Annotated in this window: 18 protein-coding genes, 3 tRNA genes and 1 pseudogene; 8 read left to right on the plus strand and 14 right to left on the minus strand. The window is 64.5% G+C overall.

Annotation, left to right across the window (positions count from 1 at the left end; genetic code table 11):
* Positions 1-55 precede the first annotated feature (55 nt).
* From SPH52_RS22100 to SPH52_RS22130, 7 genes are all read right to left on the minus strand, one after another.
* A tRNA-Thr gene (locus SPH52_RS22100) sits at positions 56-131 on the minus strand.
* Between the two features lie 47 nt (positions 132-178).
* A tRNA-Gln gene (locus SPH52_RS22105) sits at positions 179-253 on the minus strand.
* Positions 254-259: 6 nt separating this feature from the next.
* A tRNA-Phe gene (locus SPH52_RS22110) sits at positions 260-335 on the minus strand.
* A 91-nt stretch (positions 336-426) separates the two neighbouring features.
* Positions 427-699, minus strand: a complete 273-nt coding sequence (locus SPH52_RS22115) for an oxidative damage protection protein (protein WP_411797210.1) — start codon at positions 697-699, stop codon at positions 427-429.
* A 31-nt stretch (positions 700-730) separates the two neighbouring features.
* Positions 731-1,822 (minus strand): A/G-specific adenine glycosylase, encoded by a 1,092-nt coding sequence (mutY, locus tag SPH52_RS22120; RefSeq protein WP_411797211.1) that lies wholly within the window; start codon positions 1,820-1,822, stop codon positions 731-733.
* 74 nt (positions 1,823-1,896) lie between these two features.
* A complete protein-coding gene (locus tag SPH52_RS22125; RefSeq protein ID WP_411797212.1) occupies positions 1,897-4,245 on the minus strand; it encodes an AsmA family protein in 2,349 nt (782 codons plus the stop codon).
* Complete coding sequence (locus tag SPH52_RS22130; RefSeq protein WP_411797213.1) at positions 4,242-4,697, minus strand: acetyl-CoA sensor PanZ family protein; 456 nt, start codon at positions 4,695-4,697, stop codon at positions 4,242-4,244. The genes SPH52_RS22125 and SPH52_RS22130 overlap by 4 nt, the downstream gene beginning before the upstream one ends.
* 189 nt (positions 4,698-4,886) lie before the next feature.
* Between SPH52_RS22130 and hisB the strand changes: the two genes are divergently transcribed.
* From hisB to SPH52_RS22155, 5 genes are all read left to right on the plus strand, one after another.
* Positions 4,887-5,480 (plus strand): imidazoleglycerol-phosphate dehydratase HisB, encoded by a 594-nt coding sequence (gene hisB / locus SPH52_RS22135; RefSeq protein ID WP_411797214.1) that lies wholly within the window; start codon positions 4,887-4,889, stop codon positions 5,478-5,480.
* A gap of 30 nt (positions 5,481-5,510) precedes the next feature.
* Complete coding sequence (gene hisH / locus SPH52_RS22140) at positions 5,511-6,152, plus strand: imidazole glycerol phosphate synthase subunit HisH (RefSeq protein ID WP_411797215.1); 642 nt, start codon at positions 5,511-5,513, stop codon at positions 6,150-6,152.
* 94 nt (positions 6,153-6,246) lie between these two features.
* Positions 6,247-6,999, plus strand: a complete 753-nt coding sequence (gene hisA / locus SPH52_RS22145) for a 1-(5-phosphoribosyl)-5-[(5-phosphoribosylamino)methylideneamino]imidazole-4-carboxamide isomerase (RefSeq protein ID WP_411797216.1) — start codon at positions 6,247-6,249, stop codon at positions 6,997-6,999.
* Position 7,000: 1 nt separating this feature from the next.
* Complete coding sequence (hisF, locus tag SPH52_RS22150) at positions 7,001-7,774, plus strand: imidazole glycerol phosphate synthase subunit HisF (protein ID WP_411797217.1); 774 nt, start codon at positions 7,001-7,003, stop codon at positions 7,772-7,774.
* Positions 7,775-7,790: 16 nt separating this feature from the next.
* Positions 7,791-8,321: a hypothetical protein gene (locus SPH52_RS22155; RefSeq protein WP_411797218.1), complete on the plus strand. Its 531-nt coding sequence runs from the start codon at positions 7,791-7,793 to the stop codon at positions 8,319-8,321.
* A 15-nt stretch (positions 8,322-8,336) separates the two neighbouring features.
* On the opposite strand, the gene SPH52_RS22160 is transcribed toward SPH52_RS22155, so the two are convergent.
* Together SPH52_RS22160 and SPH52_RS22165 are read right to left on the minus strand one after the other, a co-directional pair.
* The gene (locus tag SPH52_RS22160) at positions 8,337-8,927 is read right to left on the minus strand and encodes a YjaG family protein (protein ID WP_411797219.1); all 591 of its coding nucleotides are present in this window, start codon (positions 8,925-8,927) and stop codon (positions 8,337-8,339) included.
* A 52-nt stretch (positions 8,928-8,979) separates the two neighbouring features.
* Positions 8,980-9,273 carry an MGMT family protein gene (locus tag SPH52_RS22165; protein WP_411797220.1) on the minus strand — a complete coding sequence of 98 codons (294 nt, stop codon included), beginning with the start codon at positions 9,271-9,273 and terminating at the stop codon, positions 8,980-8,982.
* Positions 9,274-9,323: 50 nt separating this feature from the next.
* Here SPH52_RS22165 and SPH52_RS22170 point away from each other — a divergent pair, with 50 nt between their 5' ends.
* Positions 9,324-10,019, plus strand: a complete 696-nt coding sequence (locus tag SPH52_RS22170) for a type 1 glutamine amidotransferase (protein ID WP_411797221.1) — start codon at positions 9,324-9,326, stop codon at positions 10,017-10,019.
* A 10-nt stretch (positions 10,020-10,029) separates the two neighbouring features.
* On the opposite strand, the gene mnmH is transcribed toward SPH52_RS22170, so the two are convergent.
* From mnmH to SPH52_RS22195, 5 genes and pseudogenes are all read right to left on the minus strand, one after another.
* A complete protein-coding gene (gene mnmH, locus SPH52_RS22175; RefSeq protein ID WP_411797222.1) occupies positions 10,030-11,151 on the minus strand; it encodes a tRNA 2-selenouridine(34) synthase MnmH in 1,122 nt (373 codons plus the stop codon).
* Positions 11,148-12,241, minus strand: a pseudogene (selD, locus tag SPH52_RS22180) (selenide, water dikinase SelD). Before selD ends, mnmH begins: the two are co-directional and overlap by 4 nt.
* A gap of 54 nt (positions 12,242-12,295) precedes the next feature.
* Positions 12,296-13,672: a DNA repair protein RadA gene (gene radA, locus SPH52_RS22185; RefSeq protein WP_411797223.1), complete on the minus strand. Its 1,377-nt coding sequence runs from the start codon at positions 13,670-13,672 to the stop codon at positions 12,296-12,298.
* A gap of 98 nt (positions 13,673-13,770) precedes the next feature.
* A complete protein-coding gene (locus SPH52_RS22190) occupies positions 13,771-14,220 on the minus strand; it encodes a copper resistance protein NlpE N-terminal domain-containing protein (protein WP_411797224.1) in 450 nt (149 codons plus the stop codon).
* Positions 14,221-14,332: 112 nt separating this feature from the next.
* Positions 14,333-15,229: an AEC family transporter gene (locus SPH52_RS22195; RefSeq protein WP_411797225.1), complete on the minus strand. Its 897-nt coding sequence runs from the start codon at positions 15,227-15,229 to the stop codon at positions 14,333-14,335.
* A 116-nt stretch (positions 15,230-15,345) separates the two neighbouring features.
* Between SPH52_RS22195 and hisC the strand changes: the two genes are divergently transcribed.
* Positions 15,346-16,401 (plus strand): histidinol-phosphate transaminase, encoded by a 1,056-nt coding sequence (hisC, locus tag SPH52_RS22200; protein ID WP_411797226.1) that lies wholly within the window; start codon positions 15,346-15,348, stop codon positions 16,399-16,401.
* A gap of 52 nt (positions 16,402-16,453) precedes the next feature.
* On the plus strand, positions 16,454-16,858 hold the full coding sequence (locus tag SPH52_RS22205; RefSeq protein ID WP_411797227.1) for a VOC family protein: 405 nt from the start codon (positions 16,454-16,456) through the stop codon (positions 16,856-16,858).
* Positions 16,859-17,024: the final 166 nt, after the last annotated feature.

Consider the following 17,024-nt stretch of genomic DNA (forward strand, 5'->3'; position numbering starts at 1 on the left):
AAAAAAACCGCCTTCGAGGGCGGTTTCTAATACTGCAAGCTGTTGATATCCCGAATGGTGCCGGCACCAGGAGTCGAACCCGGGACCTACTGATTACAAGTCAGTTGCTCTACCAACTGAGCTATGCCGGCTCGGGACCGATCCAAACGAGCTGCAGAATCGGAAAGAGATGTTGGCGTGGCTGGGGTACCAGGATTCGAACCTGGGAATGCCGATACCAAAAACCGGTGCCTTACCACTTGGCGATACCCCAGCAGATTGGTGGCCAGAGACGGAATCGAACCGCCGACACGGGGATTTTCAATCCCCTGCTCTACCGACTGAGCTATCTGGCCGCTGCCAACGGTGCGTATTAAACAAGATCATATTCGCAGCGTCAAGCCTTTCGTTTCATGCAGATGCCGCAGCCCAACCAGCGTCGTTCGGCTAGCGCTCGGGCGGCACGTAGCCCTCCGCCTGATCGGTTTCGCGATTGTCGAGGAATCGCTCCATCTGCTCGTTGAGATAGGCCCGCGCCTCGGGATCGAGCATGTTGAGGTGCTTTTCGTTGATCAGCCGGGTCTGCAACGCCTGCCACTCCTCCCAGGCGCGCTTCGACACGCTGGCCTGGATATCCTGGCCCTTCTTCCCCGGCAACGGCGGGAAGGGCAGCGCCTCGAGCTCCTGCTGGTACTTGCGACAGAAAACGGTCTGGCTCATGACGTACTCCTGTGGGTAATTGGCCGGACGCTCAAGGGCCCTCCGGTGCGGCCAGGGCGAACGGAGCGAGCGAGACCAGCAGCGACTTCACCGGCGCCGCCAGGCCGATGCGCCCAGGATTGCCTGGATCGTACCAGCATCGTGCCTCGCCCACCGAATCCAGCCGACCGATACGCGCCGGCTGCGGTGTGATCTCTAGCCTGAAGTGGCTGAAGGTATGACTGAAAGCCGGCCAGCTTGGCTGCAGCGCCGCTCCAGGGGCATACACATCGAGCCAAGCGCGCAGCGCCGCCAGATCGTCGAACTGAGGCAACCCCCACAGCCCGCCCCACAGCCCGCTGGCAGGACGCTGTTCGAGCAGCACGCGCCCTTGGCCGTCCTGCAGTACCAGCATCAGCGTGGTGCGTGTCGGCAGCGCCTTCTTGGGCTTGGATTCGGGAAAGAGACGCTCCTTACCGCGAGCGTGGGCCTCACAGACGTCGCCAAACGGACAGCGACCGCACTCGGGCGTGCCGCGCCGACACAGGGTAGCGCCGAGGTCCATCATTGCCTGTGTGTAATCGGCCACCCTTACCTCGGGCGTGTAGTATTCGGCCAGCGCCCACAGCCTGCGTTCCACCGCAGGCCGCCCCGGCCAGCCCTCCACGGCGTGCAGTCGCGACAGGCTGCGCTTGACATTGCCATCGAGGATTACCGCGCGCTGCCCGGTGCTCTGGGCGATGATGGCTCCGGCGGTGGAACGACCGATACCGGGCAGCCCGGCCAAGGCCTCGAGGCTCGCCACCGGCAGCTCGCCGTCGTGCTCGGCCATCACCCGCTGTGCCGCCTTGTGCAGGTTGCGCCCACGGGCATAGTAACCAAGCCCGGTCCACAGGTGCAGCACCTCGTCTTGAGAGGCCTCGGCCAGTTCGGCCAGCGTAGGAAAGTGGCCCATGAAGCGCTCGAAATAGGGGATCACGGTCGCCACTTGGGTCTGCTGCAGCATGATCTCGGAAACCCATACCCGATAGGGTGTCCGCTCGCGCTGCCAGGGCAGGTCGTGGCGACCCTCACGATCGAACCAGTCCAGCAGACGGCGCTGGAATTCGTCGGCCTCAAGCACCGGCGCAGGCTTGTCGCTCATCAATCACCTTCACGCAGACGTGACGAAAAAAAGCGCCGACTGGAAGTCGGCGCAGAGACTGGCTTTCTGGGTATTCAATTCAACAGACCACGCAAGGTGTCGCGAAGTTCCCTGCCGGCTCCTTCGCCCAGGCGTTCCTCGAGCTGCTCGAGCGGACGTTCCAGGCGACGCTCCAGTTCTTCTCTGGCGCGCCCGGACACTTCGTCGCGCAGCAGCTCGGCCAGCGTGACCTGGAATGCCTCGCGGTCGAAGCTGCACCACTCACCGGTGTCGCCGGAGAGCTCGCCGCTGCAGCGCACCGGCAGCGGCACGCGTTCCAGGCGCGGATTGACCGGACAGGCGGCATCGGCGCCGTCGACGAAACGAGCAGCCGCGCGCAGATCGAAGCGTTCGCTGCCCAGGTCCAGCTCACCGGTACCATCCAGCTCGATGCCAGGGATGAGGACCAGGATATCTTCGCTGCGGGCAACGCCATCGGTGATACGCAGGCTTGCCTCGGCACGTTCGAAACGCGTATCGGCACTCCAGTCGCGAGTCGTCTCGTTCCCCTCGATCATGGCCGCCAACGAACACAGCTCCTGCGACACGTTGACGTCGAGTATGGCCCCCTCGTCGATGCGCCCCTCCAGACGCCCATTGAGGTTGCGCTTGAGCGCTGGCCAGTTGTTGGCCCGCGTGTCGAGTTCTCCACCAAGCGTGAGTCGGCCGCGCAACGGCGCCGGGCCGTTGTCTTCGCCCAGCGCCTTGAGCAACGGCTCCAGGCGCACCCTCGAAAGGCTGGGGCGTAGCTGCCAACGAATCGGCTCGCGAGTCAGGTCGAGTGCTCCACTGGCGCTCAGCTCGCCATCATAGAAGACCGAACTGAAGCGCTCTAGGCGCTGCTGCCCATCACCGCCTGACATGGCCAGCCCCACCTCGGTGAAGTCGAGGCCCGACAGGCGTAGCTGCGCCAGGTCGAGCGTTCCGTTCAGATCCAACTGGGCCAGCCACTCGGCAGGCACCAGCTCGGCCGTGTCGTCGGCATGGGCCTTGCCGATGCCCAGGAGGTTGCGCCGGGCGGCGCTCTGGTCGACGGGTTCGGCCGGCGGCAGGTAGCTGTCCAGATTGAGACGATCGCCCTGCAGCTCGAAGTCGAGCAACTGGCCGTCGAAGCCGGCGGTCAGCCGGCCGGTGAAGGTACTGCCATCGAGCACCATGGTCAGGCCCGCCAGCTCGAGGCGCTCCAGGTTTCCTCGCACCGGGCTGGTCAGGGCCACGTCCGACAACGCTTGCGGGCCTGCCATCCGGGGCATCCTGTCCAGGCGCGAGAGCCATGGGCGTAGCGAGAAGGGCGCCACGCTGATCTGACCGCTATAGGTCGGCGCCTGATTGAGGCCGGCGAGGTTGAGGTGACCGCTCAGGCGCAATTCATCGGGCCCGGTCAGCTGCAGCTCACGCAGCTGTGCCGTGTTCTCGGCCAGGTCGGCATCAAGCGCCATGACCAGCACCAGGGGTACTGGGTTGTCGCCTAGAGAGGGGTGTTGCAGCCCAGCCTCCAGCCGGCCCTCCTGCAGTTGCAGGCGCTGCTGCGACAGATCCAGGATGAGCTGCTGTCCGCTCAGGTCCAGTTGCTGCCTGCCCTCGATACCCGCCAGCGAGCTTGCGGTATTGAGCTTCAGCCCTTCCAGGACATAGCGACGCTCGGCAAGGGCCAGCCGCATCCGACCTTCGAGCGAAATGTCGCTGGCCAGTGCCGGGCTACGCTCCAGCTCCCGCCAGTCGAGGGAAGGATACGACCTCAGACGGAAGGAGGACCTGAACGGAAAGGCACGCTGGGGATTGACGTTGGTGCCCGAGAGATTGATTTCCTCGACCAGCCACTCCGTTCCCTCCGCCAGGTCACGGTATTTCGCCGCCCCGTTGCGCACCTGGACGCTGGCGATATTGAGCGCCACGGCCAGGTTACTACCTTCCAGGCTGGGTCCGGCGCTAGCCGGCGCCAGCGCCGACTCGGCCCCTTCACGGCGCTCATCGAGACGCTGCATGAGGGTTTCCCAGTTGCCATGTCCCTGCTCGTCACGCTCCAGGCGCAGCTGCATGCCATCGAGGGTCAGCCCCTCGATGGCGATCTCACCGCGCAGGAGCGGGGCGAAAGCGAGGCTGACCTCCGCCCGGGAAAAGGCGAGGAAGGGCTGGTCATCGGCGCTTTGCTCCGGCAGGCGACCTTCTGCTTGCTCCACGCTCACGCCCAGGCGTGGGTAGAACGACCACGAGAGCGGCCCATCCAGGGTCAGCTCCAGTCCGCTCTGATCACGCACCACCTCGACCAGGCGCGGCTTGAAGTCCTCCGGGTCGAGAAAGGTCGTGACGTAGACCACGGCCGCTACCACCACGACACCGAGTACCCCGATGGCGGCCAGCAGCATTTGCAACAATCGCTTCATGGTTTACCGCCTCCTTGCAGCGGTGGAGCCAATTCGAAATAGTCGCCGGTGATATCCAGGCGATACCCTAGGCGAGTCAGCAGCATCTGGTCGGCGACCGGCAACTGAGAGGAAAGCGTGCGCAGTTCAAGGCCCTCGGTGCGTGCCGCATTGCTCACCAGCGCCAGCAGGCGTGAGCCGACACCACGCCGCCGGGTGGCTTTTCGCACGCACAGCTCAGACAGCCACCAGGCCTGTTCGTCGGTGCTCACAGCCACCGCCCCCAGCAGACGATCATTAAAGCGCGCGCAGCCGAAGAAGTGACCGGCCTCGAGGTGCTCACGAAGGAAGGTGGCTACTGGCACTCCCAGGCGCTCGGCCGGAGCGTCGGCATAGATCCGCTGCAGGTCGTGCTGCACCTGTGGATCCGATTCCCAGGCAGCCTTGTCTACGAGGTGAAGCGTTACCGGCATGACGGTCTCCCTGGGCCGCGGCACGGGCCGCCGCCGCTGTGATGGCGCATTGTAGCGGATGGGGGGGGCGATTCTCTATAATGGACGACCCACATGATGGCAAGCACAGCGGCTTGCCCGCTCGGAAGCCGCCTGCGGCATGCCGGGCCAACACCATGCGACGCGCACCAGCGCCAGAGAGAGTCCGACATGTCCGAGCGAATCGCCACGGTAACCCGTGACACCAAGGAGACCCAGATCACGGTCACCGTGAACCTCGATGGCGAAGGCCGGCTGAACTGCGAGACCGGCGTGCCCTTCCTCGACCACATGCTGGATCAGGTGGCGCGCCATGGCCTGATCGACCTGGACATCAAGGCGGTGGGCGACCTGCACATCGACGACCACCACACCGTCGAGGACCTCGGCATCACCCTCGGTCAGGCTTTCCATCAAGCCATCGGCGACAAGCGAGGCATCCATCGCTATGGCCACGCCTATGTGCCGCTGGACGAGGCACTGTCTCGTGTCGTGGTCGACTTTTCCGGCCGTCCCGGGCTGTTCATGAACGTCGAATTCACCCGCGCCAGCATCGGCCGTCTCGACACCCAGCTGTTCTGGGAGTTCTTCCAGGGCTTCGTCAACCACGCGCGCGTCACGCTGCACATCGACAATCTGAAGGGCTTCAATGCCCACCATCAGGCGGAAACCATCTTCAAGGCCTTCGGCCGTGCCCTGCGCATGGCCGTTGAGCCCGACCCACGCATGGCCGGCCAGATGCCGTCCACCAAGGGCTGCCTGTAGCGCAGACGACCGAACCTGAGAGGAGCCGTCATGACCATTGCCGTCATCGACTACGGAATGGGCAATCTGCACTCGGTTGCCAAGGCGCTCGAGCACGTGACCCATGAGCACGTGGTCATCACTCGCGATCCGCGCCGCATCCAGGGTGCCACCCGCCTGGTGCTGCCCGGCCAGGGGGCCATACGCGACTGCATGGGAGAGCTCGAGAGGACCGAGCTGCGAGGGCTGGTACAGGAACTGCTGACCAGGCAGAGCAAGCCGCTGCTGGGCATCTGTGTCGGCCAACAGATGCTGCTCGACCATAGCGAGGAGAGCGGCGGCATCCCCTGCCTGGGCTTTCTTGCCGGCGAGGTGAAGCGCTTTCCCACCGACATGCTCGACGACCACGGGCAGCGCCTCAAGGTGCCCCACATGGGCTGGAATCTGGTACACCAGCACCACGAACATCCGCTGTGGGAAGGCATCGACCAGGACGAGCACTTCTATTTCGTGCACAGCTATTACGTGGCGGCGCAGGATGACGCCTGCGTGTTCGGCACTACTCGCTACGGGCACATCGATGCCCATGTAGCCGTAGGCCGCGATGCCACCTTCGCCGTGCAGTTCCACCCGGAGAAGAGCTCCCGGGCCGGGCTCAAACTGCTGGAAAACTTCGTCAACTGGGCGCCCTGAGCAAGCCATCAGCAAGGCGCACCCAGCCGCGCCCGACCGACCGCCCGAGTCATGATGACAACCCGGTGCGCACGCGCACCCGAGAGGACACGACATGTTGGTAATTCCCGCCATCGATCTCAAGGACGGCAAGTGCGTCCGCCTCAAGCAGGGTCGGATGGACGACGCCACCACATACGGCGACGATCCGGTGGCCATGGCGGCGCGCTGGGTCGAGGCCGGCGCCCGTCGCCTGCACCTGGTCGACCTCAACGGCGCCTTCGAAGGCAAGCCGATCAACGGTGAGGCGGTGACCGCCATCGCCCGACGCTGGCCTGAGCTGCCCATTCAGATCGGTGGCGGCATTCGCAGCGCCGAGACCATCGAACACTATCTCGCTGCCGGCGTCTCCTACGTGATCATCGGCACCAAGGCGGTCAAGGAGCCGGATTTCGTTGGTGAGATGTGCCGCGCCTTCCCCGGCCACGTGATCGTCGGCCTCGACGCCCGCGACGGCTTCGTCGCCACAGACGGCTGGGCCGAAGTCTCTCAGGTGAAAGCAGTGGATCTGGCCAAGCGCTTCGCCGACGATGGGGTTTCCAGTATCGTCTATACCGACATCGCCCGCGACGGCATGATGAACGGCGTCAACGTCGAAGCCACGGCTCAGCTTGCTCGCGAGGGTGGCCTGCCGGTGATCGCCTCGGGTGGCGTGACCAACCTCGGCGACCTGCGTGCGCTGGTGGCAGCGGATGAACCGGGAATTCTCGGTGCCATCACCGGCCGTGCCATCTACGAGGGCAGCCTCGATGTGGCCGAAGGCCAGAAGCTGTGTGATGAACTCACCGGCAACCAGACGGGAGACTGACATGAGCCTGGCCAAGCGCATCATCCCCTGTCTCGATGTCGACGCCGGCCGCGTGGTCAAGGGCGTCAACTTCATCGGTATCCGCGATGCCGGCGACCCGGTGGAAATTGCCCAGCGCTACAATCTGCAGGGCGCCGACGAGATCACCTTTCTCGACATCACCGCCAGCCACGAAGACCGCGACACCACGGTGGAGATGGTCGAACGCATTGCCGGCGAGGTGTTCATACCGCTGACGGTGGGCGGTGGCATCCGCACCTGTGACGATATCCGCACCATGCTCAACGCCGGTGCCGACAAGGTTTCAATCAACACCGCCGCGGTGACCAATCCCGACTTCGTGCGCGAGGCCGCCGAGCGTTTCGGCAGCCAGTGCATCGTGGTCGCCATCGACGCCAAGCGCGTTTCGTCCGAGGGCGAAACGCCACGCTGGGAGATCTTCACCCATGGCGGGCGACGCCCCACCGGGCTCGACGCAGTCGAATGGGCAAAGAAAATGGTGGAATACGGTGCCGGCGAGTTGCTGCTCACCAGCATGGACCGCGACGGTACCAAGGCCGGCTTCGACCTGGGCGTGACCCGGGCAATTAGCGACGCCGTGACGGTGCCGGTGATCGCCTCCGGCGGTGTCGGCAATCTCGATCACCTGGTGGATGGCGTGCTCGAGGGTGGTGCCGATGCGGTGCTCGCCGCCAGCATCTTCCACTTCGGCGAGTACACCATCCCCGAGGCCAAGCGCTACATGGCCGAGCGTGGCATCGAGATGCGTCTTTGACATGGCGCCAAGGAGCATGAACTTGCGGGTCTCATGGAAGAACAAGTACCAACGCGCCATTCTTGGCATCGTCCTGGCCCTGCTGGTATCGCCAGCATCCCAGGCCGAGCAGAACCCGATCTGGCCGCCGATGCTGGAAGTCGATCATGTGCTGCTGCAGACCAGTCTCTACACGCGCCACTTCGACCCCCAGCCGGACCACAACAACCAGCAGGACCTGATCAGCCTTGAGCTGCACAACCCGCAGCGCTGGCTGGTGGGTGGAGCCCGCTTCCTCAACTCCTTCGATCAGGAAGCCATCTACCTCTATGCCGGCCGCGTGTTCCCCCTGTGGGAACCAACCGAAAACATCACCGTACGCGCCAAGCTGACGGCCGGCCTGCTGCATGGCTACCGTGGCGAGTATCAGGACAACATTCCACTCAACCGCTATGGTACGGCGCCGGCCGCCTTGCCCAGCGTGGGCCTGCAATGGGGGCGCTTCGAGACCGACCTGATCGTCTTCGGCACCGCCGGGGCCATGGTCATCGGCGGTATCCGCTTCTAGAAGCCGACCGTATGACTAACCAACCTCGAGCCCCAGGTTGCTTATCCCGTCGTTGCGCCCCAACTGCCGTAGAGCCTTGAGCGAATCGCGGTCGAGCTGGCCTTCTGCGGCCTCGAGCGCCGCATCCTGGAAGTCGTTTTCGTCTGCCATGAGAGGATGCTCGCGCACCAACTGCGAAAGCTTGCTGGCATTCTCCTCACCCTCGGTCAATTCGACGAAGGCACGCACGCCTCCCTTGGAGATGCGGCTGACTTCGAGTACCGCATCGGGGGATTCACCGCGCAGCGTATCGAGCAGCGACGACAAGGCGACCACCACTTCCACGGCACGGCGGGCACCGAAGCTGTCGTCATCGGCCGGAGGCTCGAGCTCGGCGAGCTTCTCGGCCTGACGCTCGAAGTCGATGCGCGCCTCGCGCACGGCTAGCTGCTCCCACACCAGATCGAGGATCGCCTTCACTCCCGCCGGGTTCCCGGCTCCCGTCATCTGCGCATAAAGCACATAGTTGGGTAACAACCGTTCGCACAGCGCCGCCATGAAGGCCTGCTGTTGCCGCGGCGAGAGGGCCTGAAGCCGCTGGTGGAAGCCCCCTGTTGGCTGGTTCATGGATACTCCTGATGAATTGATGGTCAGATGAAAGGAATGGGAAGCCACCGGCTCATGGCCACAGCGCCTCAGGCGCCACCCGACCCCGCGCATCGAAGAGCACGCCCTCGGCAACCAGCCGTTGACGCTGCTCAATGGCGCCGGGATGATCGGCCACCCGGCGCGAGGCCGTGATCACTCGGAACCAGGGCAGGCCGTGGTCGTCGGGCAGCTCGCGCAGCGCCCGAGCAACCAGGCGCGCCGTTCCCCCCTCGGTCATGGCGGCAATACGGCCATAGGTGGTCACTCTTCCCGGCGGTATCGCCGCCAGGATGGTCAGAATCTGTTCTCGCAGTGCCGGTTTCATGTACGCTGCCGCTCCCCAGCTTCGTATCACTCCTGAATGGCGAGGTTTCCATGCACCTGCACCTTCTTCAACACAGCTCATATCACGGCCCGGGACGCATTGCCGACTGGCTGACCAGCATGGGACACAGCCATACCGTCTTCCATCTCCACGCGGGTGAAATGCCTCCCAGCCTGGCCGATGGCGACGCTCTGATCCTGCTCGACGGCCCCATGGATGTTCTCGACGACGAACGCTACCCCTGGCTCAAGCGCGAGCGCAAGCTGATCGCCAAGGCGCTGGACGGCAACAAGCCGCTGCTTGGCATCGGCATGGGCGCCCGGATGATCGCCACCGAGCTGGGCGCCACGGTGAGCCGCGGCACCTTCGCCGAAGTCGGCTGGCACGAGGTGGCCTTGGCCCCGGAGAGCCCCTTCGATTTGCCGGAACGCTTCACCGCCTTCATGTGGCATCGCGATGTGTTCGCCCTGCCCGACGACGCCCTGCCGCTGGGCGGCAGCACCGGCAGCCCGGTGCAGGGCTTCGCCTGGGATGCCGGCCGAGCCCTGGGGCTGCTGTGCCATCTCGAGGTCACACGAGCCGACGTGGACGAACTGCTGACCCACAGCGAAAGGCCGGAAGGCAGCGAGGCCAGCCCTCATGCCCAGCCCGTCGAGAGCATACTGGATGACGCCAAGCGCTTCGACCGCCTGGCACCGCTGCTGGACCGCCTGCTCAGCCAGTGGATACGCAGCGCACCTGTCTGAGCGGCCGGCCTCAAGCCGGCTGAGGCTGCCCGATGGTTTGTCGCGCAGTCTCCATCGACCACTCCCTGGCCGCTGCCAGGCAGCTGTCCCAATCGCCGACATGCAGAAAGCGCCCCGGGTCGCGCTTTTCCAGTTGGTAGCGATACATGGGGTCGTAGTATTCGGTGAGCAGCGGCGCCAGCCAGGCCTCATGGGCCTGACGATTGCCGCGCTCGTGCTCGCGGAAAGCGAGCTGCTGCAGGCGTTGGAGACGCGCCAGGCGCGCATGGCCCAAGCGCTTCTTCAGCCGCGCCAGCGCGCTCGAGAGCTGCTTGCGCATCAGCGCCCACCCCAACCATTCGCCGAACTGCTGGCGATAGATCGCCCACAGGTCATCGATATAGTCCTTGTGGATCTGCGCCAGGCGCCAGTCGAGGGGCATCTCCACCCGTACTCGAGGAGCTTGCTCCATTGCCCGCCAGAAGACGAGAGGCACATTGGCCGCCCCGATATGGCGCGACTCATCCTCCACTACCAGCGGGCCGGGAAGCTCCAGCAGGCCAAGCCCCATGGCATGCTCGAAATCGATCTGGCTAGGTGCGGCCAGCGGGTGCCTGCCGAAGGCCGAGCCCTTGTGCCGGGCGCAGCCTTCGAGGTCGAGCCCGTTGGGCAGCGCCTGGATCAATGCGGTCTTGGCGCAGCCAGTGAGCCCGCCGACCACCAGCAGCGGCTGTTCGGCCGCCGCGTCGATGCGCCGGCATAATCCCTGGCGCATTGCCTTCCAGCCACCGCGAATGCGCGGGCGCACGATGCCGCTCTCGGCCAGCCATTGCTGGGCAATCTGCGAGCGCAGCCCACCGCGAAAGCAGTAGATCACTGCATCGGGATGCGCCTCGACCATGCATCGCCAGGCCTCGATACGCGACGTCCGGATGCCGCCATTGACCAGTCGCTGGCCCAGCGTGATGGCGGCCTGCTGGCCGCGCTGCTTGTACTCGATGCCTACCAGGCGCCGCTCCTCATCGTCCATCAGCGGCAGGTTGACTGCCCCGGGCAGGCCGCCCTGGGCGAACTCCACCGGCGCCCGCACGTCGATCAGCGGCCGCTCTTGGCGCAGCAGGGCGAGATCAGGTTCGATCAAGGGCAGGCTCACCCACGCACCTCTATCAGCGCCTGCCCCTCGGCCTTGACCACCTCGCCGAACGGTGCCATTTCGATGCCGTGCTCGCGGCCGATGCGCTCGACGTCGTCCTGCCATGAAGGGTGGACGGAAATCAGTAAGCCACCGGAGGTCTGCGGGTCGCACAGCCACTGCCAATGCGGCTCGTCCATGTCCTTGAGCGCAGTACCCAAGGCATTGCGGTTGCGATGCGTGCCGCCGGGCACCGCGCCGCGGCGGCGATAGGCCTCGGCCTCGGCCAGCCGGGGCAGGCGGCGGAAGTCGATGCGTGCGGCCACGCCGCTGGCCTGGCACACCTCGGTGAGGTGTCCTGCCAGGCCGAAGCCGGTCACGTCGGTCATCNCTGGCACACCTCGGTGAGGTGTCCTGCCAGGCCGAAGCCGGTCACGTCGGTCATCGCGTTGACACCCTTGACCCTGGCCAGCGCCATGCCGATCTGGTTGGGCTTGAGCATGGTCTCGCGGGCCAGGTTCTGGTGGCCCGATTCGAGCAGGCCCTGCTTCTCGGCGGTGGTCAGGAAACCGACACCGAGCGGCTTGGTCAGGAACAGCAGGTCACCCACCTGGGCACCCTTGTTGAGTTTCAAGTGCTCGAGATCGATCAGGCCATTGACCGCCAGACCGAAGATAGGCTCCGGCGAGTCGATGGAGTGCCCACCAGCCAGTGCCAGACCCAACTCGCGACACACTCCCTGAGCACCCGCCACCACATCGCCAGCGATCTCCGGCCCCAGCTTGTCCAGTGGCCAACCGAGGATGCCGAGCGCCAGCACCGGCCGCCCCCCCATGGCATAGACATCACTGATGGCATTGGTCGCGGCGATGCGACCGAAATCGAAGGGGTCGTCGACGATAGGCATGAAGAAGTCGGTGGTGGCGATCATGCCGCGACCGTCGCCCAGGTCGTACACGGCTGCATCCTCACGGCCCTGGTTGCCGACGATCAGGCGCGAATGGGTAGCCCCTGGCCCGGCCTTGGCCAGGATGCCGTCGAGTACGTCAGGGGCAATCTTGCAGCCGCAACCGGCGCCGTGGCTGTATTGGGTCAGGCGAATCGCGCTCATCTCGTTCTCCTTGGCAGTTCACTCGTCATTCTACCGCAGCGGGGCATCCTTGCCTTACAGCGCTTCGAGGGCATCGGCCAGCTTGTCCACGGCGACCACTTCCATACCTTCCGGGGCACGTTTGGGCGCATTGGCTCGCGGCACGATGGCCCGGGTGAAACCGTGCTTGGCTGCCTCGACGATACGCTCCTGGCCGCTTGGCACAGGGCGGATCTCGCCGGACAGGCCCACCTCGCCAAAAGCTACCAACTCGCGCGGCAGAGGTCGGTTCTGCAGGCTCGACACCACGGCCAGCAGCACGGCCAGGTCGGCACTGGTCTCGAGCACCTTCACGCCGCCGACCACGTTGAGGAAGACATCCTGGTCACCAGTGAACAGCCCGCCATGACGGTGCAGCACCGCCAGCAGCATGGCCAGGCGGTTCTGGTCGAGGCCCACTGCCACCCTCCGCGGGTTGCCCAGCGCCGATTCGTCGAGCAGCGCCTGTACCTCGACGAGGAGCGGGCGCGTACCCTCCCATACCACCATCACCAGGCTGCCCGATGCCTGTTCCTCGCTGCGGGAAAGGAAAATGGCACTGGGATTCTTCACCTCCTTGAGACCATGCTCGAGCATGGCGAATACGCCGAGCTCATTGACCGCGCCGAAACGGTTCTTCTGGCCGCGCAAGGTACGAAAGCGCGAGTCGGCACCGCCCTCGAGCAGCAGCGAGGCATCGATCATATGCTCCAGAACCTTGGGACCGGCCAGGGTGCCGTCCTTGGTCACATGACCCACCAGCAGCAGTACGGTGTTGGACTGCTTGGCAAAGCGCGTCAGCACCGCGGCGGACTCACGCACCTGGGCCACGCCGCCGGGGGCCGAGGCGATGTCCTCCAGGTGCATGGTCTGGATCGAGTCGATGACCAGTATCTCAGGGCGCTCACGCTCGGCCACGGCAAGCACAGTCTCGACGCTGGTCTCGGCCAGCATCTTGAGACCCTGGGTAGGCAATTGCAGGCGATGTGCCCGCATCGCCACCTGTGAGAGCGACTCCTCGCCGGTGACATAGAGTACCTTACGCGTCTGAGCCAGCTTGCAGGCGGTCTGCAGCAGCAGGGTCGACTTGCCGGCGCCAGGATGGCCACCCAGCAGTACCGCCGAGCCCGGTACCAGGCCGCCGCCCAGCACGCGATCGAACTCACCGAAGGTGGAAGAGAGCCGCGGCACCTCGCTGAGATCGACGCTGCCCAGGTCCACGACCTCCTTCGACAGGCTGCCGGCATAACCGGAGCGCCCGGCGCCGCTAGAGGTCGCAGCCCCCGGACGAGGCGCACTCAGCCGTACCTCGCTCAAGGTATTCCATTCCAGACAGCTCGAACACTGCCCCTGCCACTTGCGATACTCCGCCCCGCACTCGGTACAGACGAAAGCACTCTTCGCTTTGGCCATGCTGGCCTCTCTCCGGCTTCAGTTCGGCCCATTCTAGCAGGCCCGCCAAACGCGCGAAGGCGGCCCGCAGGCCGCCTTCGCTATGCTGGAGCCAGAAATTACTGGCGCTGCAGCTGCAGGGCTTCGTTATTCTGGAACCGGCGACGCTGAGGGTCGATCAGCTCCAGGGTCCGTTCGTCGACGCGCAGGAAGTAGTAGATCTGCCCTTCGCCATCCGGAGTCAGCTCATACACGGTGGCATCGGGGTCGACTGCCGTGCCGCTGAGCACTTCCCAGTTACCGGCATATTCCTCATCGGGCGGATCCTGGGGATGATCACGATAGCTGGCACGCAGATCGAAGGTCCGCTCCTCGAGCGCTGCCTGCTCGTCACCGCGCAGGTTCACGCTCAGATCGATACCCGCACAGTTGCGGCAGGGCAGAGTGCCTTGATAAACGACTTCGGCATCGTCCATGGCCATGTCGGCACGATCATCGGCCGGGCCGGCCGCACAGCCGGCCAGGAAAGCCAGCATGGCCGAACCAGCCAGCAGGGTCCTTACTTGCATTTGCTCACTCCTAACCTATGGGTTTGTCGCCATGTACTGTTCGTCAGCATATAGCACAGCATAACCCCTTAGCACCTCGGCAGACAGCCTGTGTCTGCCCAACCCGCCATCTTCAGGTGGCTCCCGGATAGACGTGCATGAAAACCAGGGCCAGCACGATGGGCATCACGACCAGGCTGCCCAGATTGCCGATCAGCACCAATGAGGCGACCTTGTGGGGCTCCTGACGATACTGCTCGGCCACCAGATAGTTGAGCACGGCCGGGGGTAGCGCGGCAAATACCCACAGCGTCGCGGCCTGCAGTCCCGTCAGCTCCAGCCACAGGATCATCGGCGCGGCCAGAACGAGCCCCGAGAGGGGACACAGTACCGCGCCGAGCAGGCCGGTCTTCCAGTCACCGAAGTCGATGTCGAGCATGCGTACGCCGAGCGCAAACAGCATCAGCGGAATGCATACGCCCCCCAGCATATGCAGCGCCTCGAGCAGCCAGCCAGGCAGCGGCACGCCTCCTAGATTGACACCCAGACCGGCCAGGCTTGCCAGCACGATGGGCATGCGCAGCAAGCGCCACAGCGGCGTTCGGGGGCTCAGCATGTAGAGCCCCACCGAGAAATGCAGCAGCATCTCGACGATGAAAACCACTACCGCCGCCGGAAGTGCCGCCTCGCCGAAGGCCAGTACCAGCAGCGGAATCCCCATGTTGCCGGAGTTGTTGAACATCATCGGCGGCAGGAAGGTCTTTGGCTCCAGCTTGAGTACCTTGACCAGCGGCCACAACACCAGCCCGGAACCCAGCACTACGACTGCCGCTGCCATTGCCAGGCCGGCGTACTCCGCCAGCGGCGCCTGCCGATCCGCGAGCACGGCGAACACCAGCATGGGTACGAATATCTCCATGTTGAGGGTGTTCAAGCTGCGAATGTCCGGTGTGCGAAAACGGCCATAGAGGGTACCGCAGCCGGCAATCAGGAAAACCGGCAGCAGGGTGGCAATGATCTGGGCGGTCATGTACGGATTCCAGCATCCACGCGAAAGCGCCTAGGCTAGCACGCTACCGGCTTGCGCGGTCAGGCCGCACCGGTCAACATGGCCTAAAGTTCTGCCCTAATGAGAAACGAACCACCATGAGCCAGTTCTGGAGCCCCGCAGTACGCGAGCTGACGCCCTACGTCCCAGGGGAACAACCGCGCGAGAAGCTGATCAAGCTGAATACCAACGAGAACCCCTACCCGCCGGCACCCGGCGTCGAGGCGGTATTGCGCGAGTATCCAGTCGACCATCTACGTCTCTATCCCGATCCGCAATCCCTGGCTCTGCGCGAGGCGCTTGCCCAGGTACACGGCGTCGAGGTGGGGCAGGTCTTCGTCGGCAACGGCTCCGACGAGGTGCTGGCACTGGCTTTCCAGGCCTTCTTCTGTCACGACCGTCCGCTCGAGATGCCGGATATCACCTACAGTTTCTATCCGGTCTACTGCAAGCTATACGGCATCGAGCGGCGTGGACTGCCCTTGGATAGCGAGTGGAAAGTCGATCTCGATGCATTTACCACCGGCAGCGGCGGCGCCATTTTCGCCAATCCCAATGCGCCCACGGCTCATGGGCATTCACGCGATGTCATAGCCGGCCTGCTCGAGCGCCTAACTGATCAGGTAGTTCTTGTCGACGAGGCCTATGTCGACTTCGGTGGCGAGAGCGTCGTACCGCTGATCGGTCGCTTCCCCAATCTGCTGGTGACCGGCACCTTCTCGAAGTCGCGCAGCCTGGCCGGCCTGCGCCTGGGCTATGCCATCGGCTCCCACGAGCTGATCGAGGGTCTCGTGCGGGTCAAGGACTCCTTCAACTCATACCCCATCGACAGCCTGGCCAGCGCGCTCGCCATCGCCTCTCTGGCAGACCGGGAACACTTTGACGCCTGCCGGGAGCGCGTCATCACCACGCGTGAGCGTACCGTCAGGCGGCTTAACAAGCTCGGCTTCGATGTGCTGCCCTCCCAGGCCAACTTCGTCCTCGCCCGCCATCCCCGTCACGATGCCGCCCAGCTCTTCGTCGGCCTGCGTGAACGGGGTATCCTGGTACGCCACTTCAACACCGAAGCACTTCGTGACTTCCTGCGTATCTCGATCGGCACCGATGACGAGATGGACAGCCTGGTGGAGGCCTGCGAGCTGCTCTGTCGTTGAGCCATCCCCGAGGGCGCCGCAAGGCGCCCATATCGTTCAGGAGACTCACGCCATGCTTATCTCGCACCTCCCCTTGGTGGGCATTCATCATGTCGCCCTGATTACTGCCGACTACCCTCGTGCCAAGCGCTTCTATCTCGACGTGCTGGGCGCCGAGGTCCTCAATGAGAGCTATCGTGCCGAGCGTGACAGCCACAAGTTGGACCTGAGACTGCCCGGCGGCATCCAGCTCGAACTCTTCTCTTTTCCTTCGCCCCCGGCACGTCAGAGCTACCCCGAGGCCTGTGGGTTGCGTCACCTGGCCCTGGCCACTGTAGACCTGGATACCTGTGTGAGCATGCTCGAGGCACGTGGTGTCAGTCCCGAGCCCATTCGTACCGATGCGCTGACGGGAGCCCGCTTCACTTTTCTGAGCGACCCGGACGGCACCCCCATAGAGCTTTACGAAGTGAACTGACAGACAAAGAAAAACCCCAGCCTCTTTCGAGACTGGGGTTTTTGGGATAGATGCCTGACGATGATCCGGGCGGCGCTCCGCTACTCTCCATGGGAGACCCCCAAATAGCGAAGCCCCGACCAATGGCCGGGGCTTCTGAATAAATGCCTGACGATGACCTACTCTC

Source organism: Halomonas sp. A29 (assembly GCF_046723295.1).
In the GTDB taxonomy this organism is placed as follows: domain Bacteria; phylum Pseudomonadota; class Gammaproteobacteria; order Pseudomonadales; family Halomonadaceae; genus Halomonas.